At 71.1% G+C, this 21,369-nt stretch carries 20 protein-coding genes; 10 read left to right on the top strand and 10 right to left on the bottom strand.

Annotation, left to right across the window (positions count from 1 at the left end; all coding sequences use genetic code 11):
* Window positions 1-38: 38 nt before the first annotated feature.
* On the top strand, window positions 39-308 hold the full coding sequence (locus tag ACG04R_RS04660; protein ID WP_394406760.1) for a type II toxin-antitoxin system Phd/YefM family antitoxin: 270 nt from the start codon (window positions 39-41) through the stop codon (window positions 306-308).
* Entirely contained in the window at window positions 305-631 is a 327-nt protein-coding gene (locus ACG04R_RS04665; RefSeq protein WP_394406762.1) for a type II toxin-antitoxin system RelE/ParE family toxin, read from the top strand. Before ACG04R_RS04660 ends, ACG04R_RS04665 begins: the two co-directional genes overlap by 4 nt.
* Before the next feature lie 12 nt (window positions 632-643).
* Here the strand turns inward: ACG04R_RS04665 and ACG04R_RS04670 are convergent, their stop codons facing one another.
* From ACG04R_RS04670 to ACG04R_RS04680, 3 genes are all read right to left on the bottom strand, one after another.
* Entirely contained in the window at window positions 644-1,060 is a 417-nt protein-coding gene (locus ACG04R_RS04670; RefSeq protein WP_394406764.1) for a hypothetical protein, read from the bottom strand.
* A 66-nt stretch (window positions 1,061-1,126) separates the two neighbouring features.
* Window positions 1,127-3,364, bottom strand: coding sequence for a xanthine dehydrogenase family protein molybdopterin-binding subunit (locus ACG04R_RS04675; RefSeq protein WP_394406766.1), 2,238 nt, complete (start codon window positions 3,362-3,364; stop codon window positions 1,127-1,129).
* A gap of 10 nt (window positions 3,365-3,374) precedes the next feature.
* Entirely contained in the window at window positions 3,375-3,815 is a 441-nt protein-coding gene (locus ACG04R_RS04680; RefSeq protein WP_394406768.1) for a (2Fe-2S)-binding protein, read from the bottom strand.
* A gap of 83 nt (window positions 3,816-3,898) precedes the next feature.
* Between ACG04R_RS04680 and ACG04R_RS04685 the strand changes: the two genes are divergently transcribed.
* The 8 genes from ACG04R_RS04685 (at window position 3,899) to ACG04R_RS04720 (ending at window position 14,474) form a co-directional block, all read left to right on the top strand.
* Window positions 3,899-4,735, top strand: a complete 837-nt coding sequence (locus ACG04R_RS04685; RefSeq protein WP_394406770.1) for a DUF6502 family protein — start codon at window positions 3,899-3,901, stop codon at window positions 4,733-4,735.
* A complete protein-coding gene (locus ACG04R_RS04690; RefSeq protein ID WP_394406772.1) occupies window positions 4,713-5,903 on the top strand; it encodes a DUF5666 domain-containing protein in 1,191 nt (396 codons plus the stop codon). Before ACG04R_RS04685 ends, ACG04R_RS04690 begins: the two co-directional genes overlap by 23 nt.
* A 64-nt stretch (window positions 5,904-5,967) precedes the next feature.
* Window positions 5,968-6,627, top strand: a complete 660-nt coding sequence (locus ACG04R_RS04695; protein ID WP_394406774.1) for a Rossmann-fold NAD(P)-binding domain-containing protein — start codon at window positions 5,968-5,970, stop codon at window positions 6,625-6,627.
* Window positions 6,624-7,994 (top strand): MBL fold metallo-hydrolase RNA specificity domain-containing protein, encoded by a 1,371-nt coding sequence (locus ACG04R_RS04700; RefSeq protein WP_394406775.1) that lies wholly within the window; start codon window positions 6,624-6,626, stop codon window positions 7,992-7,994. Before ACG04R_RS04695 ends, ACG04R_RS04700 begins: the two co-directional genes overlap by 4 nt.
* Window positions 7,994-9,274 carry an MgtC/SapB family protein gene (locus ACG04R_RS04705; protein WP_394406777.1) on the top strand — a complete coding sequence of 427 codons (1,281 nt, stop codon included), beginning with the start codon at window positions 7,994-7,996 and terminating at the stop codon, window positions 9,272-9,274. The genes ACG04R_RS04700 and ACG04R_RS04705 overlap by 1 nt, the downstream gene beginning before the upstream one ends.
* Before the next feature lie 53 nt (window positions 9,275-9,327).
* Entirely contained in the window at window positions 9,328-11,202 is a 1,875-nt protein-coding gene (gene mnmC / locus ACG04R_RS04710) for a bifunctional tRNA (5-methylaminomethyl-2-thiouridine)(34)-methyltransferase MnmC2/FAD-dependent 5-carboxymethylaminomethyl-2-thiouridine(34) oxidoreductase MnmC1 (RefSeq protein WP_394406779.1), read from the top strand.
* 126 nt (window positions 11,203-11,328) lie between these two features.
* Window positions 11,329-12,642, top strand: a complete 1,314-nt coding sequence (locus ACG04R_RS04715) for a methyl-accepting chemotaxis protein (protein ID WP_394406780.1) — start codon at window positions 11,329-11,331, stop codon at window positions 12,640-12,642.
* A gap of 272 nt (window positions 12,643-12,914) precedes the next feature.
* Window positions 12,915-14,474, top strand: a complete 1,560-nt coding sequence (locus ACG04R_RS04720) for a M4 family metallopeptidase (protein WP_394406782.1) — start codon at window positions 12,915-12,917, stop codon at window positions 14,472-14,474.
* 9 nt (window positions 14,475-14,483) lie between these two features.
* Here the strand turns inward: ACG04R_RS04720 and ACG04R_RS04725 are convergent, their stop codons facing one another.
* The 7 genes from ACG04R_RS04725 to ACG04R_RS04755 all read right to left on the bottom strand — a co-directional run bounded on the left by ACG04R_RS04725 (window position 14,484) and on the right by ACG04R_RS04755 (window position 21,270).
* Entirely contained in the window at window positions 14,484-15,074 is a 591-nt protein-coding gene (locus tag ACG04R_RS04725) for a hypothetical protein (RefSeq protein ID WP_394406784.1), read from the bottom strand.
* Window positions 15,075-15,083: 9 nt separating this feature from the next.
* Entirely contained in the window at window positions 15,084-15,743 is a 660-nt protein-coding gene (gene rpiA, locus ACG04R_RS04730; protein ID WP_394406786.1) for a ribose-5-phosphate isomerase RpiA, read from the bottom strand.
* A gap of 52 nt (window positions 15,744-15,795) precedes the next feature.
* Window positions 15,796-17,571: a glycoside hydrolase family 16 protein gene (locus ACG04R_RS04735; RefSeq protein ID WP_394406787.1), complete on the bottom strand. Its 1,776-nt coding sequence runs from the start codon at window positions 17,569-17,571 to the stop codon at window positions 15,796-15,798.
* Window positions 17,572-17,576: 5 nt separating this feature from the next.
* Window positions 17,577-18,221: a PEP-CTERM sorting domain-containing protein gene (locus ACG04R_RS04740; protein ID WP_394406789.1), complete on the bottom strand. Its 645-nt coding sequence runs from the start codon at window positions 18,219-18,221 to the stop codon at window positions 17,577-17,579.
* Window positions 18,222-18,239: 18 nt separating this feature from the next.
* Window positions 18,240-18,911, bottom strand: coding sequence for a PEP-CTERM sorting domain-containing protein (locus ACG04R_RS04745; RefSeq protein WP_394406791.1), 672 nt, complete (start codon window positions 18,909-18,911; stop codon window positions 18,240-18,242).
* A 282-nt stretch (window positions 18,912-19,193) separates the two neighbouring features.
* Complete coding sequence (locus tag ACG04R_RS04750; RefSeq protein ID WP_394406794.1) at window positions 19,194-20,315, bottom strand: 3-deoxy-7-phosphoheptulonate synthase; 1,122 nt, start codon at window positions 20,313-20,315, stop codon at window positions 19,194-19,196.
* A gap of 28 nt (window positions 20,316-20,343) precedes the next feature.
* The gene (locus ACG04R_RS04755) at window positions 20,344-21,270 is read right to left on the bottom strand and encodes a DMT family transporter (RefSeq protein WP_394406796.1); all 927 of its coding nucleotides are present in this window, start codon (window positions 21,268-21,270) and stop codon (window positions 20,344-20,346) included.
* Window positions 21,271-21,369 lie beyond the last annotated feature (99 nt).

Genomic DNA, 21,369 nt, shown 5'->3' on the forward strand with positions numbered 1-21,369 from the left:
TGGTCTATATTCAGGCCACCCCTCTCAACGGTGCCGACATGCTCACCGCCCAAGTCAAACCCATCAGCTACCTCAAGAGCCACGCAGCCAGCATCGCCAACGACATCGCCGAATCCGGCGAGCCGTTGCTGATCACGCAAAACGGCGAGGCACGGCTGGTCGTCATGGACGTGCATGCCTACGAACGGCAGCAGGAGACGCTGGCCCTGCTGAAGCTGCTGTCGCTGGGCCAGCGTGACATCGCCGCCGGGCGCGGGCGCGATGCCGACGAGGTGTTCGCCGACCTTGAAAAGGGCGACGTCGCATGAGGGTCGTCTTCCTGCCCGGCGCCGAGCAGGACCTGCAGGACATTCGCCGCTACGTGCTGAAGAAGTTCGGCGCGCCGGCCTGGACCGACACGCTGACCCGGCTGCGCGTCACGGTCGACACGCTGAGAGCCTTCCCGCTGTCGGGCGCAGTGCCCGACGAACTCGCCGAACTCGGCAGCGAGCGCTACCGCCAGCTCGTCTCGGGCAAGAACCGTGTCATCTACGAGCCGACGGCAGATGTCGTCTACATCCACATCGTCTGCGACCAGCGCCGCGACCTGCGCGGGCTGCTGAGCCGGCGCCTGCTGCAGGTGCTGCGCTGATCGACCCTGGGTTCAGTAGATCGTCAGCACCGAGAAGTCGAGATGCGTGTGCCAGGCCCAACCGCCACGTCCTGAGCCGCTGCGCGCCATCGTCTTCGTGCCGGACAACGTGGCCGTCGGCGCCAGCGTGTATTCCAGGTCGAACACCTCGCGGTAGAGCGTGTTCACCAGCACGGTCGATGTGGCCTGGGTGACGGTGTAGGCAGTGTCATCCACCGTCAGGAACAAGGCCGATTGCGGCGCCACGACGATCTTCATCGCATGCGTCGCAGCATCGGTGTAGCGGCAGACGGTGTTGGCGACATTGCAGCCCAACGGCTCCAGCGCCGTGAAGGGGCTGGGAGCGGCCGTCGTCAGCGCAATGGCGGTCTGGGCCTGCGCCGCCGTGCAGAGCACCAGTCCACCGAGAAGCGTGAGCAGAGTTTTCATGGCGATGTCCCTGGTTTGGAAAGCCGATGCCGCCGTTCCGGGGTGGCGGTTGACCCGAGAGAAACCTCAGCCGTCGCTCATCGTGGCATTCGGGTAGAAGGGCAGCGCTCTCACCCGCTTGCCGCTGAGCCGCGCCCAGGCGTTAGCCAGCGCGGGTGCCAGCGTCGGCACGCCCAATTCGCCCACGCCGCCCATCACGGCATTGCGGTCCAGCAGCGCGGGCTGGGGCATCAGCTTGACGACGACCTGCGGCATCTCGCCGAGGCGGATCATGCGGCTGGCGTTGAAGTTCCTGGCCTGCGCCGCGCCGTTGACAAAAGTCTGCTTGCCGTAGAGCGCCGCGTTCAGGCCGTGCACGATGCCGCCGATCAGTTGTGCCTCCACCGAGTCCGGGTTCACGACCCAGCCGCAGTCGATGGCCAGCCAGACCCGGGTGACCTTGGGGCCGGCCGCCGTCGCGCTGACCTCCACCACCTGGGCCACGACGCTGTTGAAGGCCGTGCCGATGGCGATGCCGCGCGCGCGGCCCGCGGGCACCGCGCCGCCCCAGCCGGCCGCCTGGGCCGCCGCGTCCAGCACGGCCAGCCAGCGTGCATCGGTCAGCCGCGCGCGGCGGTACTGATAGGGGTCGGCACCGGCCGCGAGGGCCAGCTCGTCGACCATGGATTCCACCGCGAAGGTGTTGATGGACGCCCCCACCGAACGCCAGAAGCCCACCGGGATGCCGGACGTGTGGCTGACCCACTCGGTCAGCCGCGCACCGAAGTCGTAGGGCAGCGCCTGCGAGCCTTCGTAGCCCTGGCTGTCGCCCGTGGCTGGCAGCTGCACGCCACGCTGGCCGAGGATGGACGGCGAGACGTTCCGGTAGGTCCAGCCCAGCACCTGGCCCGACTTGTTCAACCCGGCGCGCACGCGCACCAGGGCCATGGGCCGGTACTGGTCGTGGGTGAAGTCCTCCTCGCGCGGCCACATCAGCTTGACCGGCTTCTTGACTGCCATCGCCACCTGCACGGCCTGGGAGATGAAGTCCAGCTCGGCCTTGCGCCCCAGTCCGCCGCCCAGCGCCGTGACGTGGATGGTGACCTGCGACGCTGTCATGCCGGTCAGCGCCATCACCAGCGTCAGCGCCGACTTGGCCGACTGCGTCGGCGCCCAGACCTCGCAGCCCACGCCGGCCTGGTAGTCCACCGTGCAGTTCAGCACCTCCATGCAGGCATGCGACACATAGGGCAGGCTGTAGCTGGCCTCCAGCTTGAGATCAGCCGCCGCGATGGCGGCCTCGGGGGCGCCGCTACGCTCCACCGTGTAGGCCGTGCCGGGGCCGTTGGCGGCGCCGGCGGCATAGGGTGTGGCCGAGGCCATCAGCGCCTGCGCGTCGGCCACGAACTGCGTGCTGTTCAGCGCCGCCGCGTTGGCCGGCAACGTCCATTTCAGGTTGAGGCGCCGGGCGGCCTGCCAGGCGTCCCAGGTCGTCGGGCCCACGACAGCCACCGCGTTGACATGACCCACCGCCTCCAGCCCGCGCGCCGTGCCCGGCGCCACCTTGACGGGCACGACCGCCAGCGCGCCGCCGGGCGTCGCCGGTGTGGCCGCCAGCACGCCACCGAAAGTCGGACAGTGGCGAATGGCCGCGTAGACCATGCCGGGCCGGCGCACGTCGATGCCGTAGACCGTACTGCCGTCCACCTTGGCCGGGATGTCGGCCCGCGGCAGCGGTTTGCCGATGCAGCGCAGCTGCGCGTCCGGCACCAGCGGCGCCGAGGCCGGCACCGGCAGCGTGGCGGCGCGGGCTGCCAGCTGGCCGTAACCCAGGCGGCGCCCCGTGGGCAGGTGGGTCACGACCGCGTTGGCCACGGCGTAGTTGGCCCGCGCCGCATCGCCCAGCTCCACCATGGCCGCGCCGACCAGCATCTCGCGCGCAACGGCGCCGGCATCGCGCAGCCGCCAGAAGTTGCTGCGCGTGACGCTGGAGCCCACCGTGTTGATCGCCACGCCGACAGGCGCCGGGCTGGCCAGGGACGGCGCCGCCGGCACGACGCGCACGGCGGCGGGGTCCACCATCAGGTCTTCGCACAGGATCTGGGCCAGGCCCGAGAACGATCCCTGGCCCATGTCGGACGCACCGCTGGCCAGCGTGATGCTGCCGTCACCGGCGATGGTCAGCCAGGCGTTGACGGCGGTGGCGGTGGCCGCCTCGGCCTTGCCGGCCAGCACCAGGCCCAGCGTCAGGCCGGTGCCGGCGGCGAGGAACTGGCGTCGGTCCAGGCCGGCTGCTTCGGGGATGTCGGGGATGCGTGCATTCATGGCGCCCTCCTCACAGCCCGGCCACGGCCGTGCGGATGCGCTGGTAGGTGCCGCAGACGCAGAGGTTGCTGACCTCGCCCGCGATCTCGGCGCCGTGGTGGCCGGCGTTCATCGCCCCCGCCACGCTCATCAGCATGCCGCTCTGGCAGTAGCCGCACTGCGGCACCTGATGCAGCACCCAGGCCTTCTGCGCCGGGTGGCTGCGGTCGGGGGACAGGCCCTCGATGGTGGTGATGCGCTTGCCCACGGCGGACGACACGTCCATGTCGCAGCTCTTTTGCGGCTCGCCGTTGACCCAGACGGTGCAGGCGCCGCAGATCTCGATGCCGCAGCCGTACTTGGTGCCGGTCAGGCCGAGCACGTCACGCAGCACCCACAGCAGAGGCATGTCGGATGAACTGACGGCGGCCTGCTGGTCCCGCCCGTTCACATTGAGGGTGTAGGTCGGCATCTGGCGTCTCCTCGTCGCTTACGATTTCGAACAAATGCGCAAATTGCGCATTTCATGTTGGGCGACCAGAATCAAGCCGTCAAATGGACAAACGTGATGAGTTGTTACTTCCCGCCCTCGAGGCCTTGCTCGTGCCGCTGGCGCGCCTGTGCGTGGCCCACGGCCTGGCGCATGCGCCCGTGGAGGAACTGCTCAAGCGCGCCTTCGTGCGCGCCGCTCGCGACGCCCGCCAGGCCACGGGAGCCAGCGGAGCGCGCGACGTGAGCCAGGTCGCCACGGCCACCGGCCTGAGCCGGCGCGAGGTGGCGCGGCTCAGTGGCGAACTGCCCCCCCTGCCCGCACAGCGCCCCAGCCCGGCCGGGCGGCTCTATGCGCACTGGATGACCCACCCCGACTGCGCCGGCCCCGACGGCCAGCCAGGCCCGCTGCCGCGCAGCGGCCCGGCGCCCAGCTTCGACAGCATCGCCCAGGCCATCACCCGCCACGTCCATCCTCGCAGCCTGCTCGACGAGATGCTGCGCCTGGGCCTGGTGCGCCTGTCGGACGACGGCCAGACCGTGCACTTCGAGCCCGACCGTGTATCGCCCACGCAGGACGACGCGCAGATGTTCGGCTTCCTCGGCGCCAATGTCGGCGACCACCTCGCCGCCGCCACGGACAACGTCGTGCACCGCGACCGCCGGCACTTCGAGCAGGCCATCTATGCCGACGAGCTGAGTGAGCAGTCAGCCGCCGCCATCGGCGACCTGGCCCGCGCACAGTGGACCCGGCTGCGCGCAGAGCTCATCCCCGAACTGGAGCGCCTGATCGCCGCCGACCAGGCCGCCGGCCGCCCCGGCACGCACCGCGCGCGCCTGGGTGTCTTCACCTACCACGAGCCCGAATCGGAGCCCGACGATGACCCACTGCCCCAGCCATGACTCCTCCTCGCTGACGCGCCGCCAGTGGCTGGCCCTCGCCGGTGCCGGCAGCCTGAGCGCCTGCGGCGGCGGTGGCGGCGACCTGCCCGATGTGCAGCCCGCCGCCGAGCCCACGGCCCATCCACTGGGCGTCGCAACCGGCGGCACCGGGCGCATCCGGAGCTTCCTGAGCGCGGCCATCACGGCCACGTCGCCGTTGACGGTCGGCGGCGTCAGCCTCGACACACGCGACGCCGAGCTCAGCGACGGCAATGGCGAGGCGCTGCACGGCAACGACATCGCCGCGGGCATGACGGCCCGCGTGCTGGCCGGTCCCGTCGTCGCCGCATCGGCGCAGGCCTATTCGGTCATCGTCGACACCCAGGTCGTCGGCCCCGCCATCTGGCTGGACAGCCGCAGCCTGCTCGTGCTGGGCCAGCACGTCAGCGCACCGACTAGCGCACTGCGCGGCCCCAATGCGGCCGGCACGCCGCCCGACGTGCAGGTCTGGGGCCGGCTCGACCTGGCCGCCGGCAGCATCGTCGCGACCCGGATAGAACGAGCCCAGCCCAACGACGCGCCCATGCTGCGCGGCGTGCTGGGCGACCGCGGCGCCGACTGGCTGCAGGTCGGCACGCTGGTCGCACGGGCGGCGGACGCCTCCATCATCCCGGCCGGCCTCGCGGCGGGCGCGGTCGTGCGCCTCGTGCTCGGCGCACCGCTGGCCGACGGCAGCTGGCAACTGCTGCAGGCCCGCGACGACGCGCTGCGCCCGCCCGACGGCCTCGAGGCCGAGCTCCAGGGCCTGGTCACGCAGTTCACATCGGCACGCCAGTTCGCGCTCGACGGCGTGCCGGTGGACGCCAGCCACGCCCAGATCGAAGGCCTGGCTCAGTTGCAGGCCGGCGCCACGGCCGAGGTGCGGGGCAAGATGGTCAATGGCGTGCTGGTCGCCACCGAGGTGTCCGCCGAGGCGGCCGAGCCGCTGGAGATCAGCGGCCGGCTGAGCGGCCTGGACCGCACCCGCAACAGCTTCATGCTCAAGGGCTGGCAGGTGCAGTGGACGGCTGCCACCCGCTTCGGCAGCGGCAGCGCCCTGGGCCTGCGCAACGGCCGCTCGCTGACCGTGCGCGGCCGCTGGCAGCCCGGAGCCGCCTCGCTGCAGGCCCTGCAGATCACGCTCGAATGACACCCCGCCGATGAAGCGCCAGGCCCCTTCCGCGCCGCGACTGGGCCCTCTCTAAGATCGGGCCATGCCTTCCCCCGACCTGACCTGGGTTGCCGGCGCCAGCGGCCTCATCGGCCGGGAGCTGCTGGCGCAGTTGAGCGACGCACCGCTGCTCGCCCTCGTGCGACGGCCGCTCGCCGGCCTGCCGCCGAACGCGCGGCGCCGCGAGGCCATCGTCGACCTGCAAGCCCTGCCTGCCGACCTGCCCGCGCCGCGTCGCGTCTTCATCGCGCTGGGCACGACCATGGCCCAGGCCGGCTCGCAGGCGGCCTTCCGCGCCGTGGACTTCGCCGCCGTCGTCGCCGTTGCGCGCGCAGCCCGCGAGCGCGGCGCAACGCACTGCGGGCTGGTCTCGGCGCTGGGCGCCAGCGCGCGCTCCGGCGTGTTCTACAACCGCGTCAAGGGCGAGGCCGAGGACGCGCTGATCGCGCTGGGCTTCGAGCGCCTGGTCATCGCCCGGCCATCGCTGCTGGACGGCCACCGCGAGGCGCTGGACCAGCCGCGCCGCAACGGCGAGGCCTGGACGCTGCGGCTCGTGCGCCCCGTCGCCGGCCTCATCCCCAGGCGCTGGCGGCCGATCTCGCCGCAGCGCGTGGCCCGTGCACTGCGGCTTGCGCTGGATCAGCCCGGCCCGGCGGTGCAGGTGCTCGAATCCGGGGACCTGCAAACCCTGGGAACCCCATGAAGCTGACCTTCCTCGGCGCGGCCGACACCGTCACCGGGTCGCGCCACCTGCTGACGCTGGGTGACCAGCGCCTGCTGCTGGACGCCGGCCTGTTCCAGGGCTTCAAGGCCCTGCGCGAGCGCAACTGGATGCCCCTCGGCACCCCCGCGATGCAGCTCGACGCCGTGCTGCTGTCCCACGCCCACCTGGACCACTGCGGCTACCTGCCCGCGTTGCGCCGCCAGGGTTTCAAGGGCCAGATCTACGCCACGGCCGCCACGCGCGACCTCTGCGACGTGCTGCTGCGCGACAGCGCCCACCTGCAGGAGGAGGACGCCCGCCGCGCCAACAAGGACGGCTCCAGCCGCCACGAGAAGGCCTTGCCGCTGTACAGCGTGCGCGAGGCCGAGGCGACGATGAAGCAGTTCGTCGCCGTGCCGCGCGATGGCCGCGTCACGCTGGGCGGCACCGAGGTGCGCTTCACGCCCGCCGGCCACCTGCTGGGCGCCACGTCCGTCCACGTGCGCCAGGGCACGCGCTCGCTGTTGTTCTCGGGTGACGTGGGCCGCGTGGGCGACCTCATGATGCCCACGCCGCAGGTGCCGCCGGCGGCTGACATCGTGCTCATCGAGTCGACCTATGGCAACCGCCTGCATCCGCCCGAGGACGCGCAGGCCCGGCTCGGGCAGATCCTGCGAACGACGCTCAAGCGCGGTGGCTCCGTGCTGCTGCCCAGCTTCGCCGTCGGCCGCGCGCAGGCGCTGCTGCTGGTGCTGCAACGGCTGCGCAACGCCGGTGAGCTGCCGCTGGACGTACCGATCTGGCTGGACAGCCCGATGGCCGAGCAGGCCACCGAGCTGACCCTGAGGCACGCCAAGCTGCTGCGCATTTCAGCCAGCGAGGCCGCCAGCCTGACCGACCGCGTGCGCTACGTCACCAAGCAGGCCCAGAGCGTCAAGCTGGCCGCCAGCCTGGCCGCGCCGCGTGCGAAGCCGGCCGTGGTCATCTCGGCCAGCGGCATGGCCACCGGCGGCCGGGTGCTGAACTACCTCGAAACGCTGGCACCGCAGCCCCGCCACCACATCGCCTTTCCCGGCTTCCAGGCCGGCGGCACGCGGGGCGCGCGCATGGTGGGGGGCGAGCGCGAGATCAAGATCCGCGGCCGCTGGGTGCCGGTGAATGCCGAGATCAGCCAGCTCGAAGGCTTCTCGGGACACGCCGATGCCGACGGGCTGCTGCAGTGGCTGCGCGCGCTGCCACGACCGCCCGAGCAGGTCTACGTCGTGCACGGCGAACCCGCCGCCGCCGACGCGCTGCGCGGCCGCATCCAGGACGAGCTGGGCTGGCCAGTGCGCGTGCCGCAGCACGGCGAGACCGTCGCCTGGTGATGGACGGCGCGGCCTTCGGCGTCTCCTCCGACCTCATCACCGGGCTGGCCGCGGCGCTGGGCAGCGGTCTGCTGATCGGGCTGGAGCGCGAACGCCACAAGCAGCGCGGTCCGCATGGCGAGCCCGCCGGGCTGCGCACGTTCACGCTGGCCTCGCTGGGCGGCGCGCTGGCCCAGGCGCTGGCGCTGCCGGGACTGGTGGCCGTCACCGCGCTGGCCGTCACGGCGCTGGGCGGCCTGTCCTACGCACGCAGCCACGGCCGCGACCCCGGTCTGACGCGCGCGCTGGCCCTGCTGGTCACCTGCCTGATCGGCGCGCTGTGCGTGACGGCGCCACTGCTGGGCGCTCCTGCGGCCGTCGTGCTGACGGCCCTGCTCGCCGCACGCCCGAGGCTGCACCGTTTCGCCACGGAGGTGCTGCGCGAGGAGGAATTGCACGACGGCCTGCTGCTGGGCGCGCTGGCACTGGTGGTGCTGCCGCTGATGCCACAGCAGCCGCTGCCGTGGCTGGCCGACATGAAGGCGCATTCGCTGATGGGGCTGATGCTGATGCTGCTGGCGTTGCAGGCCACGGGCCACATCGCGCTGCGCCTGGCCGGCCCGCAGGCGGGGCTGGCGCTGTCGGGCCTGCTGTCGGGGCTGGTGTCCAGCACGGCCACCATCGCCGCCATGGGCAGCCGGTCGCGCAGCCAGCCGGGCCTGCGCCTGGCCTGCGTGGCCGGCGCGGTCATGTCGACGGCGGCCTCCTGGCTGCAGGCCCAGGCCATGGTGTTCGCGATCGCTCCGCAGGCCGCGCTGGGCGTGCTGCCCGTCACGCTGCTGGGCGGCCTGCTGTGCGCCGGCCTGGGGGTGCTGCTGGCGCACCGTTCGCACCGGCTGGAAAAGGACGCCGCCTCGGCAGCCGCGGTCGCCGGGCGCAGCGGGCCGCTGCGCCCGCGCGAGGCCCTGCTGCTGTCGCTGATGCTGAGCGCCGTGACGGTCACCGTCACGTGGGCGCGCGAGCGGTTCGGCAGCGAAGGCCTGTACGGCGCCGTGGCGTTGACCGCCTTTGCCGACGTGCACGCGCCGATCGCCTCGCTGGCCGGCCTGCGGGCCGCCGGCACGATCAGCACCGGCCCGCTGCTGCTGGGCCTGCTGCTGGCCTTCACCTGCAACAGCGTGACACGCTGCATCACCGCGGCCGCCGCCGGCGGCTGGCGCTTCGCGCGCATCATCATCCCGGCACTGGCCGTGCCGCTGGCGCTGTGCGGCGGGCTGGCTGCGCTGCTGCACGCCGGCTGAGGCCGGCCAATGCTCCAATCCGGCGCTGTCACCGCGCCTTCCACGACCGCCTCTTGAAGTCTCCCAGCATCCTCCCGGCCGACGTCGATTTCTCCGACCCCGCCGCACCGGCCTCGCCCGCCTTCGGCGACGTCTACCACTCGCGCGCCGGCGCGCTGGCACAGGCACGCCACGTCTTCGTCGCCGGCAACGGCCTGCCCGGCCGCTGGCAGGGGCGCGAGCGCTTCGTCGTGCTGGAGACAGGCTTCGGCCTGGGCAACAACTTCCTCGCGACCTGGGACGCCTGGCGGCAAGACCCGGCACGCTGCGGGCGGCTCGTGTTCGTCAGCGTCGAGAAGCACCCGCTGCGCCGCGACGACCTGGCCCGCGCACACGCGGCCAGCCCGTTGCCGGAACTGGCCGCCCAGCTCGTCGAGCGCTGGCCGCCGCTGACGGCCGGCCTGCACACGCTGGGCTTCGACGGTGGCCGGGTCGAGCTGCTGCTGGGCCTGGGGGATGCGCGCACGCTGTCGCGCGAACTGGTGCTGGACGCGGATGCGATCTACCTCGACGGCTTCTCGCCCAAGCTCAACCCCGAGCTGTGGGACGACTGGCTGCTGAAAAGCCTGGCCCGCCACGCGGTGCCCGGCACGACCGTCGCGACGTGGAGCATCAACCGCCCGATGCGCCGCACGCTGGCGTCGCTGGGCTTCGACGTCGAGCTGGCACCGGGTTTTGCCAACAAGCCGGAGATGACGGTCGCCCGCTTCGCGCCGCGCCACGTGCCACAGCGGCCCGCCGGCCGCGAGCCGCTGGCGCCGGGCGCGAAACGCGCCGTCATCGTCGGCGCGGGCCTGGCCGGGGCGGCCTGCGCGCTGGCGCTGTCCCGCGTCGGCGTGGCCTGCACGGTCGTCGACGCGCTGCCGGGCCCGGCACAGGCCAGCTCGGGCAACCCGGCCGGCCTGTTCCACGGCACGGTCAACCCGGACGACGGCCCGCACGCCCGCTTCAACCGCGCCGCGGCGCTGGCCACGCAAAGCCTGCTGGCGGAGTTGGGCGTCGCGCATCAGCCCGGCCTGCTGCGGCTGGAGACGCGGCTGGCCGTTGAGCAGATGCTGGAGGCGCCGGGCTATGTCCAGGCCCTGTCGGCCGATGAGGCCTCGGCGCAGGCCGGCACGGGCTTCGCGCACCCGGCCTGGCTCTATCCCGGCGGTGGCGCCGTCGACCCGGCCGCCTACACGCGCGCCATGCTCGCCGCGAGCGGCGCGCAGCTGCGGCTGAGCACACCCGTCGCCGCGCTGCGCGAAGCCGATGGCGGCTGGCAGTTGCTGGATGCGAACGGCCAGCTCATCGAGCAAGCCCGGCTCGTCGTGCTGGCCGGCGGCCACGGCCAGCTGTCGCTGCTGGGTGACCTGGGTGAATGGGCCCAGGGCCTCGTCGTTCAGCGCGGCCAGCTCACGCACCTGGCCGACGCCCCCTGGCAGCCGGGCCTGCCGGTGGCCGGCGACGGCTACGCGATTGCCGATGGCCGCGGCGGCGCCTGGTGCGGCGCCACGGTTCAGGACGGCGACCTCGACCCCGCGTTGCGCGACGCCGACCAGACCGAGAACCTGACGCGCTACGCCCGCCTCGCCGGCCTGGCCACGCCGCCGCAGGCACCCCTGGCTGGCCGCGTCGGTTGGCGCCTCGTCGCGCCGGACCGCCTGCCGCTGATCGGCGGCCTGGCCGCCCCCGGCGCGCTGGCGGACCAACTGCGCCTGCAGCCGCGCCGGCCCGGCCTGGTCGTCTGCACGGCGTTCGCGTCGCGTGGCATCACGTGGGCGGCATTGGCCGGCCAGCTCGTCGCCGCGCTGGCGCTGGGCGCGCCGCGGCCACTGGAGGCTGAGCTGCTGGATGCCGTGGACCCGCTGCGCTTCGCGTTGCGCCGGCAGCGCAGGCCCGGCCGCTGAGCCGCGCGTTCGCGCAACTATTGCCGCTTTGGCGCACCCATCGCCACTCAACCCCGGTGGGTGCGGTAGCACACTGCGCGGCGTTGCCGGCTGGACCGGCTTTCTATTCTTGATGGAGACGACGGCATGTTCGGTTCTGGCAGCGGTTCGCAGCAGAAAGTAGTGCTGGGCGTGGTGCTCGGCGTGGTGACCGTGGGCGTCGGCGTGGCGCTCTCCGGCCTTGGCGACGGCGCCGGCTCGGCCAAGACCTGGCTCATCGCCACGCTGGTGATCACATGGCTGGCGAGCCTCTACGGCTTCGTCACGAGCGGCGGCGGCAAGGGCTCCAGCCTGCATGCGGCCACCGAGGCCGCCGAGGCGCTGGCCCGTTTCGACCTGACCCACAACATCCCCAGCGGCGGCTCCGACGACGTGGGCCGCCTGCTGACGGCCCTGGAAGGCACGCAGCGCTCGCTGCAGAAGATCATGGGTGACATGCGCAGCGCGGCCGACAGCATCGGCACCGCCAGCGCCGAGATCGCCACCGGCAACCTGGACCTGAGCCAGCGCACCGAGCAGACGGCCAGCAACCTGCAGAACGCGGCGTCGTCGATGGCCGAGCTGACCGGCACCGTCAAGCAGACGGCCGATGCCGCCATGACCGCCAACCAGCTCGCCAGCTCCGCAGCCTCGGTAGCACAGCGCGGCGGCGAGGCCGTGTCGCAGGTCGTCGCGACGATGGACCAGATCAGCCAGAGCTCGCGCAAGATCAACGACATCATCGGCACCATCGACGGCATCGCCTTCCAGACCAACATCCTGGCGCTGAACGCCGCCGTGGAAGCCGCCCGCGCGGGCGAACAGGGCCGCGGCTTTGCCGTCGTGGCCGGCGAGGTCCGCACGCTGGCCCAGCGCAGCGCCGAGGCGGCCAAGGAGATCAAGAGCCTGATCAGCGCCAGCGTCGAGCGCGTGGACTCGGGCACCGAGCAGGTCCAGGCCGCGGGCGCCACGATGACCGAGATCGTCGCCAGCGTGCAGCGCGTGACCGACATCATTGGCGAGATCAGCGCCGCCGCCCGCGAGCAGAGCGAGGGCATCGCGTCGGTCAATGCCTCCGTCGTGCAGCTGGACCAGATGACGCAGCAGAACGCGGCGCTGGTGGAGGAATCCGCTGCCGCCGCCGAGAGCCTGCGCGAGCAGTCGGGCCGCATGACCGAATCCATCAGCGTGTTCCGCCTCGGCGGCGCCAGCCACCGTGCGGCTGCACCTGCCGCCGCCAAGTTCGCCGCACCGGCGCTCAAGCCCGCCGTCAAGGCTGCGGCGCCCAAGCCGGCGGCAACCGCAGCGAAGCCTGCGGCCGTCAAGACCAAGGCTGCGCCGGCTGCCGTCGCTGCCACGCCGCGTCCTGCGCCCGCGACCGCGCCGGCGACCACGGACGACGGCGACTGGGAAACCTTCTGAACGGCGCTCGCCGCCACCTCACCAAGCCGGGCAACGCCCGGCTTTTTCCTTTGTGAATCGGGGCGGACCCGTCACTGATTCGGGCAGGCACGGCTCCCCTCCTCTGGGCGCACCTGGCCCGGGCGCCACGGATCGGCCCGTCGCTGTTGCGCGGCGGCGCCAACCCGGGATGCCCCCCGGTACAGCACCCTAAGGGGGTGATCAAAGTCATGGCTGCGCCGCACCGGCGCACTCCGCGGCAGACCCGCCGCACCCACATGACAGGAGATTCCATGCACCCCACCCTCCTTCGCCTCTCGCTGCTGGGCCTGCTGCTTTCAGCCCCGCTGGCCCAGGCACAGACGCTGAGCGCTGCTCGCGCCGAAGCTGCGTTGAGCCGCGCCGAGGCCCATGTGCGCCAGTTCCCCGGCCTCAGCCTGGACGGCGCCAACCACAGCTACCAGGTGCGCGACGTCATCGTCGACGACGACGGCAGCAGCCACGTCCGCATGGATCGCACGGTGGGCGGCCTGCGCGTCATCGGCGGCGACCTCGTCGTGCAGAACGACCGCTTTGGCAACCTGCGCGCCATGCACCACAACCTGCGCTGGCGCATCGACATGAGCCTCAAGCCCACCCTGAACGCCAGCCGCGCGACGCTGAACACGCTGCGCACCGAGGGCGGCACGGTCGGCAAGCCCGAGCTCGTCATCTACGCCCGTGACCAGGCACCCGCACTGGCCTGGGACGTGCCCGTCTCCGGCGAGCAGGCCGACGGCACGCCCAGCGAGAAGCACGTCATCGTCGACGCCAGCACGGGCCGCCAGCTGGACGCCTGGGACGACATCCACACCGCTGCCGCCAACGGCACCGGCAGGACGCTCTACAGCGGCAACGTCGTGCTGACGACCAACAGCATCAGTGGCGGCTACGAGCTGCGTGACCCCAGCCGCGGCAACACCTACACGATCAACCTGAAGAACAGGACCAGTGGCGGCAGCATCCTGACCGACACCGACAACACCTGGGGCAACAACACCACCAGCGACACCGCCAGCGCCGCGACCGACGCGCAGTACGGCACCGCTGTGACCTGGGACTACTACAAGAACGTACACGGCCGCACCGGCATCGCCAACGACGGCAAAGGGGCCTACAACCGCGTGCACTACGGCCGCAACTACGCCAACGCCTACTGGTCGGACTCCTGCTTCTGCATGACCTACGGCGACGGCGACGGCACCAGCATCAAGGCCCTGGTGTCGCTGGACGTGGCCGGCCACGAGATGAGCCACGGCGTCACCAGCCGCACGGCCAACCTGACGTACTCGGGCGAGTCCGGCGGGCTCAACGAGGCGACGTCGGACATCTTCGGCACGATGGTCGAGTTCTACGCCGCGAACGCGACCGACCCGGGCGACTACCTGATCGGCGAGAAGATCATGGTGGGCGGCGGCGCGCTGCGCAGCATGGTCAAGCCCAGCAGCGACGGCGGCTCGTCGGACTGCTGGTACTCCGGCGTCGGCAGCCTGGACGTGCACTACAGCTCGGGCGTGGCCAACCACTTCTTCCTCCTGCTGGCCGAAGGCACCAACAGCAGCTACGGCACCAGCCCGACCTGCGTCAGCGGCAACACGCGCGTCGCCACCGGCTCGGCCACGCTGGCGGGCATCGGCCGCAACGCCGCGGCCAAGATCTGGTACCGGGCGCTGACGACCAAGATGACGTCCAGCACCAACTACGCCGGGGCGCGTGCCGCGACCATCGCCGCCGCGCAGGAACTGGCCACGACGCTGGGAGCCGACTACTCGTCCCAGGTGGCCGCCGCCTGGAGCGCGGTCGGCCGCAACTGAGCAGCGCCGTCAGTCCTGTGGAGGGGCGCCTGCCGGCGCCCCTTTTTGCGCGTAGCTCGCCTTGCGGCCACGCGCCGGATACCAGACCTCGCGCTCAACCCACAGCCGCAGGCGGCCGGCACGGTCGTCGCGCTGCTCGCCCAGCCAGGCCAGCGCGACGTCGTCAAGCACGTAGACGCCGTCCGACTGCTGACGCAGCCCGTCGGGCCAGCGGCGACGCAGCGAGACGGCCGGCATGGGAAAGCCCAGCGCGGTGGCGAGGTCGTCCAGCGCGAGCCAGCGCTGGCGCAGCAACTCGTCGTCCTCGACGCGGATGCGGTGGCCCTTGAACTGGTAGAAGCGCCCCTGCACCGGCCGGAAGGCCAGCGCCCGCAGGCTGCGCCACAGCGTGGCGACGAGCGCCATCAGGTCCGGCGCCAGCGCCTGCCCGAGCGCACGCATGACGATGAGCAGCCCCAGCAGCATCCCCGCCCTGCCGCCGACCACCCACCACACCGGCGCGACGATCAGCCCCGCAATCACCAGCTTCAGCAGCACGCTACGCCACCAGTGGTGGCGTTCGTGCGAGACCGCGTCGAAGCCGAACGGGCGGCGCGACATGCGGTGTGCTTAGAAGATCAGCGTCTTCACGCCGTCCGCGCCGCCCAGCAGGCAGACCTGGGCCTTGTTGCGCGCAAACACGCCCACGGTGACGACGCCCGGCCACTGGCTGACCTCGGCCTCGAAGGCCAGCGGGTCGGTGATGGACAGGCCCGTCACGTCGAGGATGTGGCCGCCGTTGTCGGTGACGACGCCGGCACGCAGCCTGGCCTCACCGCCCAGCTTGGCGAAGCGGCGTGTCAGCTGCGCGGCGGCCATCGGGATGATCTCGACCGGCAGCGGGAACTTGCCCAGCGTCTGCACGAGCTTGGACGCATCGGCAATGCAGACGAACTTCTCGGCGAGGTCGGCGACGATCTTCTCGCGCGTCAGCGCTGCGCCGCCGCCCTTGACCATGAAGCCGTTGCCGTCGATCTCGTCGGCGCCGTCGATGTAGACAGTGAGGCCGGTCACGTCGGCGCTGTCCAGCACCTTGATGCCGTGCTTCTGCAGCCGCTGCGTGGAGCGCTCCGAGCTGGACACGGCGCCCGCGACGGCGACGCCGCTGGCGGCCAGCGCGTCGATGAAGCAGTCCACCGTGGAGCCGGTGCCGACGCCGACGATCTGGCCCGGGGTGACGTAGTCGACCGCGGCGCGGCCGACGAGTTGTTTGAGCTGGTCTTGGTTCATGGCACCGATTTTCGCGGATCGGGCGGGCACCCCGCCCGATCCGCTCTGTCGGCTACCTGATGACGACGGTCTTGGCCGCCGAGTCGGTCGCCACCTGGCGCTGCGTGTCCCAGGCCGTGAAGCGGTACTCGACGACGTCACCCGCCTTCAGGCCGCCGGCCGTGTAGCGGCTGGTCGTGCCGTCCTGGCGCATGCGCACACTCTGCAGATCGCCGCCATTGACGCGGTAGTGCACATCCACCCAGCCCGAGGCCGTCGCGGAGAACTGCAGCGTGCTGGTGCCGGTCTGCGTGGCGCCGGACGCACCGGTGCTGCTGGTGGTCGTCGTGGCGGCCAGCGCCTTGACGGCCACCTGCGGCGTGCTGGCACTGCCGGAGTCCCAGACGATGTCGTCGAAGGCCATCTGGAACGGCGCCGTCGGGTTGGCGCCGTCCACGCTGAGGAACTCGAACAGCGAGTTCATGGACTGCAGGGCGACGAGCGGCCCCGCGATCTCGGCCACGGGGATCGTCGCCGTGCCCCACTCGCCATTGCGCACCAGGCCGTAGGCGGTGGTGTTGGCGGGGAAGGTCACCCAGCTGTGGTTGGTGTAGTTGTCCAGGATGCCGATCTTGAACGCGACATTGGCGGGCGCCTTGATCTTGAGCTTGATGTTGCCGTTGCGGAAACCGCTCATGTCATGCGCCTGGCGGGACGCGACGGCACCGCCGAACCACTGGCCAGGGGCGAAATAGTTCAGGGCCAGCACGTTGGAGCCCTCGTACGGCGGGATGTTGCCGCCACCCATGGAGCCGGTGTTCCAGATGTAGAAGTCCGCCGACGTGCCGAGCGCCTGGCCGTTGTCCACAGGCGTGGTGTCGGTGAACACGCCGAACTTGCCGACCTCGGGCGAGATGCCCACTCCCAACTTCACCTCACCCAGGCCGTCCAGCTGGTAGACACGCACGTAGTCCACATACATCGTGGCCGGCAGCGGCGCGGTGACCTGGTCGGGCGTGGCGGCGTTCGTGAAGTTGCCGCCCACGGCCATGTTCATCAGCAGGTAGAACGGCGCCTGCAAGGCGGTCGAATTGACGGCCAGCGGGGCGTTGTACATGTCGGTTTCCTTGGCGCCGTCCACCAACGTGAAGCGCATCTGCGTGTCCGTCCAGTACAGGCGATAGATCACGAAACGGTTGGCCAGCGAACGGGCGGGAGTGACCCAGTTCTTGGTCTGCCACGCGGTCGAGGCTGCACAGCTCTCATTGCCCGGCACACAGGCCGCATCGGCATAGGTGATGACGTTGGAGCCGACGAAGCGGTCCGGCGACACGGCCGGCACACCGGCGGGCTGGCGGCCGCCCTGCTCCATGATGTCGATCTCGCCCTTGCGTGGCCAGGGCTGCAGGCTGGTGCCCAGCATCCAGGCTGCTGGCCACAGGCCCACGCCGACCGAGGGCGTGGCCATGCGGATTTCGATCATCCCGTACTTGACCTGCACCTTGCCGGCGGAATCGATCTTGCCGGAGGTGAAGACATTGCTGCCGACGGTCTCGCGCCGGGCCGCGATGGCCAGCGCTCGCGTGCCGGGCTCGAAGGGCACGTTGACGATGCTGAGGTTGTTGGGGCTGTAGTACTCCAGCTCCTGGTTGCCGTAACCGCACAGGCCGATCTGGCAGCCGTTGCCGTTGTAGCTGTTCCAGACGCTGCCATCCAGACTGGCGCCATTGAACTCCTCGGACCAGAGCAGCTTGCCGATGACGGGGCTGGTGACGCTGGCGGAGGCGGCGATGCTGGCAACCGCCAGCGCGGCACCGGCGAGGGCGCGAACGATGTGTTGACGGTTCATGGCATTCATCCTTGCTGGCGGGTGTTGGATTTGCGGCGCGCGGCCACGGCGACGAGCAGGCCGCCGGCCAGCATCAGGCCGTAGGTAGCCGGCTCGGGCACGGCCGCGGCTACGGTGATGCGTGCGGCGGCGGGGCCGATGAGCGAGCTCGCCACGGGCTGCCAGCCCGAGGCGCTGCCGTAGGCCCAGGCCGTGCCGGGCGTGTTCGTGCCGCTCTGCCAGATGCCGCTGAAGCCGTCGTCGGGCGTGGCGGTGAGCCAGTAGCTGCCGGCGGCCAGCGTCCAGCCGGTGGGCGACAGCAGCGTGTTGGCGGTGGGGCTGTCGAGGTGGGCGCTGTAGAGGAAGGTGCTGCCGGACGGCAGGGCACCCTGTTTGGCCATGATGCCCAGTGTGACGCCGCCGGGCAGGCCGAAGCCTTCGATGGAGGTCAGGATGGACTGGATCGACCCGGCGCTGCCGAGCGTGAACGACAGCGCGATGTCCTGGTGATCCGAGCCGGCCCGGTACAGGTCCGAGGCCCATTGGTCCGCCGTGTCGCCGGGGCCAAAGGTGTCGAGCACGACGGCGCCTGTGGCGCTGGCATGCGCGGCCAGGCCGCACAGCAGCAGCGCGGCGGTGGTCTTGGAGAGCGTGTGAGCTTGGAATGTCATGGGATGTCTCCTTGGAGGTCAGGCGCGGCGGCGGACGATGGCACCCACGGCGCCGAGGCCGGCCAGCAGCAGCGCGTAGCTCGACGGCTCGGGCACGGCCGCGGTGTGCAGGGTGAGTTGCACGTCGTCGATGTAGACGGCGTTGGGGCGGCCATCGAGCAGCGGGCCGACGGCGGTGTTGAACAGCAGGTAGACCGCCTGGGTGCCGGCCGGGATCGCGGCCCCCTGGAAGCTGATCTGCGTCCAGCCGCTGCTGTTGATGTTGTTCTGGAAGAACTGCAGGCCACTGTCGTACAGCACGGCACCGCCGGCGCCCATGTAGCTCAGTGCGAACTTGGCGTTGCCGGTGGTACTGGCGTCGCCCTTGGTCCAGAAGCTCAGCAGCGGCGTATCGCCCAGGTTCGCGGCCGTCAACGCCGGCAGGCCGCCGTTGGCCACGGAGTTCTGCAGCAGCGATGAGCCCCCGAAGCCGCCGGGTGCGCTCAGCAACACGGAATACGCGCCCGAGTGGGCATCGCTGGACAGCGTGGCGGGCGAGGAATCGCCCACGACCCAGCCGGTTGGCAGGTGGCTGCCGGCGTCGACGGACTCGAAGCCGCCGTTGGCGACGCCATCGGTGGTGGCGGCGCCGGCCGTGCCGGCAAGCAGGAGGGCAGCGGCAAGCGCCGCCCCGGTCTTCAGTTTCAGCATGTCGTCTCCATGGTTTTCATCGAGGGTTTGATCCCGAACGAGGCGACGACGAACTGCGATGCCTGCCGCCTGTCAGCACAAATTGAAAGCGCTTTCTGAAAGCGCTTTCAATGGCGACGGCGACCATATGGCCTTGGCCTGGACCTGTCAATGTGGAGTCCCCTTGCTCCGGGGCTGTCCGCCTGATTGAGGGGACATGCGATGGCCACGCCGAATGCAAAACACCCCGCCGTGGCGGGGTGTTCAGGGCGTTTCTGCAGGCGCGGGCGGCGCCTGGCCGCGTCAGCCGCGGCGCTTCTGCACGGCGGCAGCCAGTTCGCGCAGCAACGGCTCAGTCTGCGCCCAGCCCAGGCAGGCGTCAGTGATCGACACGCCCGGCTTGAGGTCGGCCCTGGTCTGACCTTCGGCCAGGTCTTGCCTGCCCGGCTGCAGGTGGCTCTCGATCATGACGCCGGTGATGCGCGCGTCACCGCCGGCGATCTGGCCGGCGACGTCGCGGCCGACATCGACCTGGCGCTCGTACTTCTTGCTGGAGTTGGCGTGCGAGAAGTCGATCATGACCTGCTCGCGCAGGCCGGAGGTCTTCAGCGCGTCGCAGGCGGCGTTGACCGAGGCCGCGTCGTAGTTGGGCGCCTTGCCGCCGCGCAGGATGACGTGGCAGTCCGAGTTGCCGCGCGTCTCGAAGATGGCGGCCGTGCCCATCTTGGTCATGCCCATGAAGGCGTGGGCGCTGCTGGCGGCCAGCACAGCGTCGCTGGCGACCTTGATGCCGCCGTCGGTGCCGTTCTTGAAGCCGACCGGGCAGCTCAGGCCCGAGGCCAGTTGGCGGTGGCTCTGGCTCTCGGTCGTGCGCGCGCCGATGGCACCCCAGGCGATCAGGTCGGAGATGTACTGCGGCGACAGCAGGTCCAGGAACTCGGTGCCCGCCGGCAGGCCCAGGCCGTTGATGTCCAGCAGCAGTTGCCGCGCCAGGCGCAGGCCCTCGTTCATGTGGAAGCTACCGTCCAGGCGCGGGTCGTTGATGTAGCCCTTCCAGCCCACCGTCGTGCGCGGCTTCTCAAAATAGACTCGCATGACGACCAGCAGGTCCTTGCTCAGCTCATCGCGCGCGACCTTGAGCAGACGGGCGTAGTCCATCGCCTGGTCATGGTCGTGGATGGAACACGGGCCGACGATGACGAGCAGGCGGTCGTCGCGGCCGTGCAGCACGTCGCTGATCTCCTGGCGCGCCTTCTCGACGAGCGACAGCGTCGCGTCGGGGATGGGCAGCTCTTCCAGCAGCAGCGCCGGGCTGATCAGCGCGCGCACGGCGCCGATGCGGGTGTCGTCGGTGCGCGTCGTGTCGCGCGTCTCGTCGCGGGAGCCCGCTTCGCGGTCGTGTTGAGGATCGTCCAAAGGTTTCATCGCAGGGCTCCAAGCAAGCCCGTGATTCTCACCGCTTGGCGGCCGCTGCGCACACGGCCAGCGCAGAGAGCGCAAAACCGGCCATCGCCAGCGGCGCCAGCCGCTCGCCCAGCAGCACGAAGCCCATCAGCGCCGACACGCCCGGAATGAGGAAGAAGAGCCGTGCCACCTGCCCGGCCTGGCCGCGCCGGATCATGAGAAACATCAGGCTGAAAGCGCCGATGGAGTTGACGAGGCCCAGCCAAAGCCAGGCACCGACCAGCTCGGGCGTCCAGTCGACGGCAAACCCCTCCAACGGCCCGGCGAACGCGGCCACGGCCAGCGCCGACACGGCCATCTGCACGCCGGCGCCGCTGCGCAGGTCCATGTTGGCGCAGAAGCGCTTCTGGTACAGCGTGCCGGCCACCAGCCCGAGCAGGCCGAGGCCGGCGACGGCGTAGGCCGTCCACGCGCCGCCCAGCGGCTTGTCGGCGATGACCAGCGCGACGCCTGCGAGCCCGCCCAGCAGCGCCAGCCACTGCCGGCCATCGAGCCGCTCGGCCAGCCACAGGTGCGCACCCAGCGCCGTCGCCAGCGGCATCAGGCCGATCAGCAGGCCGGCCACGCCGGCGCTCAAGCCGGACCGCAGCGCGAAGTAGATGCAGGAGAAATGCAGCACCTGCATCAGCAGCCCCACGACGGCCAGATGCGCCCAGCCTCGCGCGCTTCTCGGCCAGGGCGCGCCGGTGGCCGCAGCCACTGCCAGCAGCACGACGGCGGCGAGGCCGAAGCGCAGCGTCAGCAGCGTCAATGGCCCGGTGTGCGGCAGCGCGAGCTTTCCCGCCACGTAGCCGCTGCTCCACAGCAGGATGAACAGCAGCGGCAGGCTGGACCCGGCGGCGGCGCGCAGCAGTGGGTCGACACGACGGGGCCGCAACGGCCGGGCGATGCAAGGCGACAAGCTGGTGGTGGACATGGCGGCTCCTTGGAAGCGAGGGGCTCGACTCTAGAAATCAACTAATCAGGACACAATCCAGCGAAAAGTTGATTCAGAGTTTCCAAACTGAGCACAACA

The sequence above is a fragment of the Pelomonas candidula genome (genome assembly GCF_043555985.1).
Classification (GTDB): Bacteria; Pseudomonadota; Gammaproteobacteria; order Burkholderiales; family Burkholderiaceae_C; genus Pelomonas; species Pelomonas candidula.

Bases quoted from the DNA above. Each gene is read 5' to 3' on its own strand.
- ACG04R_RS04660 (WP_394406760.1), top strand. From the start codon at position 39: ATGCTCACCGCCCAAGTCAAACCCATCAGCTACCTCAAGAGCCACGCA.
- ACG04R_RS04665 (WP_394406762.1), top strand. From the start codon at position 305: ATGAGGGTCGTCTTCCTGCCCGGCGCCGAGCAGGACCTGCAGGACATT.
- ACG04R_RS04670 (WP_394406764.1), bottom strand. From the start codon at position 1,060: ATGAAAACTCTGCTCACGCTTCTCGGTGGACTGGTGCTCTGCACGGCG.
- ACG04R_RS04675 (WP_394406766.1), bottom strand. From the start codon at position 3,364: ATGAATGCACGCATCCCCGACATCCCCGAAGCAGCCGGCCTGGACCGA.
- ACG04R_RS04680 (WP_394406768.1), bottom strand. From the start codon at position 3,815: ATGCCGACCTACACCCTCAATGTGAACGGGCGGGACCAGCAGGCCGCC.
- ACG04R_RS04685 (WP_394406770.1), top strand. From the start codon at position 3,899: ATGGACAAACGTGATGAGTTGTTACTTCCCGCCCTCGAGGCCTTGCTC.
- ACG04R_RS04690 (WP_394406772.1), top strand. From the start codon at position 4,713: ATGACCCACTGCCCCAGCCATGACTCCTCCTCGCTGACGCGCCGCCAG.
- ACG04R_RS04695 (WP_394406774.1), top strand. From the start codon at position 5,968: ATGCCTTCCCCCGACCTGACCTGGGTTGCCGGCGCCAGCGGCCTCATC.
- ACG04R_RS04700 (WP_394406775.1), top strand. From the start codon at position 6,624: ATGAAGCTGACCTTCCTCGGCGCGGCCGACACCGTCACCGGGTCGCGC.
- ACG04R_RS04705 (WP_394406777.1), top strand. From the start codon at position 7,994: ATGGACGGCGCGGCCTTCGGCGTCTCCTCCGACCTCATCACCGGGCTG.
- ACG04R_RS04715 (WP_394406780.1), top strand. From the start codon at position 11,329: ATGTTCGGTTCTGGCAGCGGTTCGCAGCAGAAAGTAGTGCTGGGCGTG.
- ACG04R_RS04720 (WP_394406782.1), top strand. From the start codon at position 12,915: ATGCACCCCACCCTCCTTCGCCTCTCGCTGCTGGGCCTGCTGCTTTCA.
- ACG04R_RS04725 (WP_394406784.1), bottom strand. From the start codon at position 15,074: ATGTCGCGCCGCCCGTTCGGCTTCGACGCGGTCTCGCACGAACGCCAC.
- rpiA (WP_394406786.1), bottom strand. From the start codon at position 15,743: ATGAACCAAGACCAGCTCAAACAACTCGTCGGCCGCGCCGCGGTCGAC.
- ACG04R_RS04735 (WP_394406787.1), bottom strand. From the start codon at position 17,571: ATGAACCGTCAACACATCGTTCGCGCCCTCGCCGGTGCCGCGCTGGCG.
- ACG04R_RS04740 (WP_394406789.1), bottom strand. From the start codon at position 18,221: ATGACATTCCAAGCTCACACGCTCTCCAAGACCACCGCCGCGCTGCTG.
- ACG04R_RS04745 (WP_394406791.1), bottom strand. From the start codon at position 18,911: ATGCTGAAACTGAAGACCGGGGCGGCGCTTGCCGCTGCCCTCCTGCTT.
- ACG04R_RS04750 (WP_394406794.1), bottom strand. From the start codon at position 20,315: ATGAAACCTTTGGACGATCCTCAACACGACCGCGAAGCGGGCTCCCGC.
- ACG04R_RS04755 (WP_394406796.1), bottom strand. From the start codon at position 21,270: ATGTCCACCACCAGCTTGTCGCCTTGCATCGCCCGGCCGTTGCGGCCC.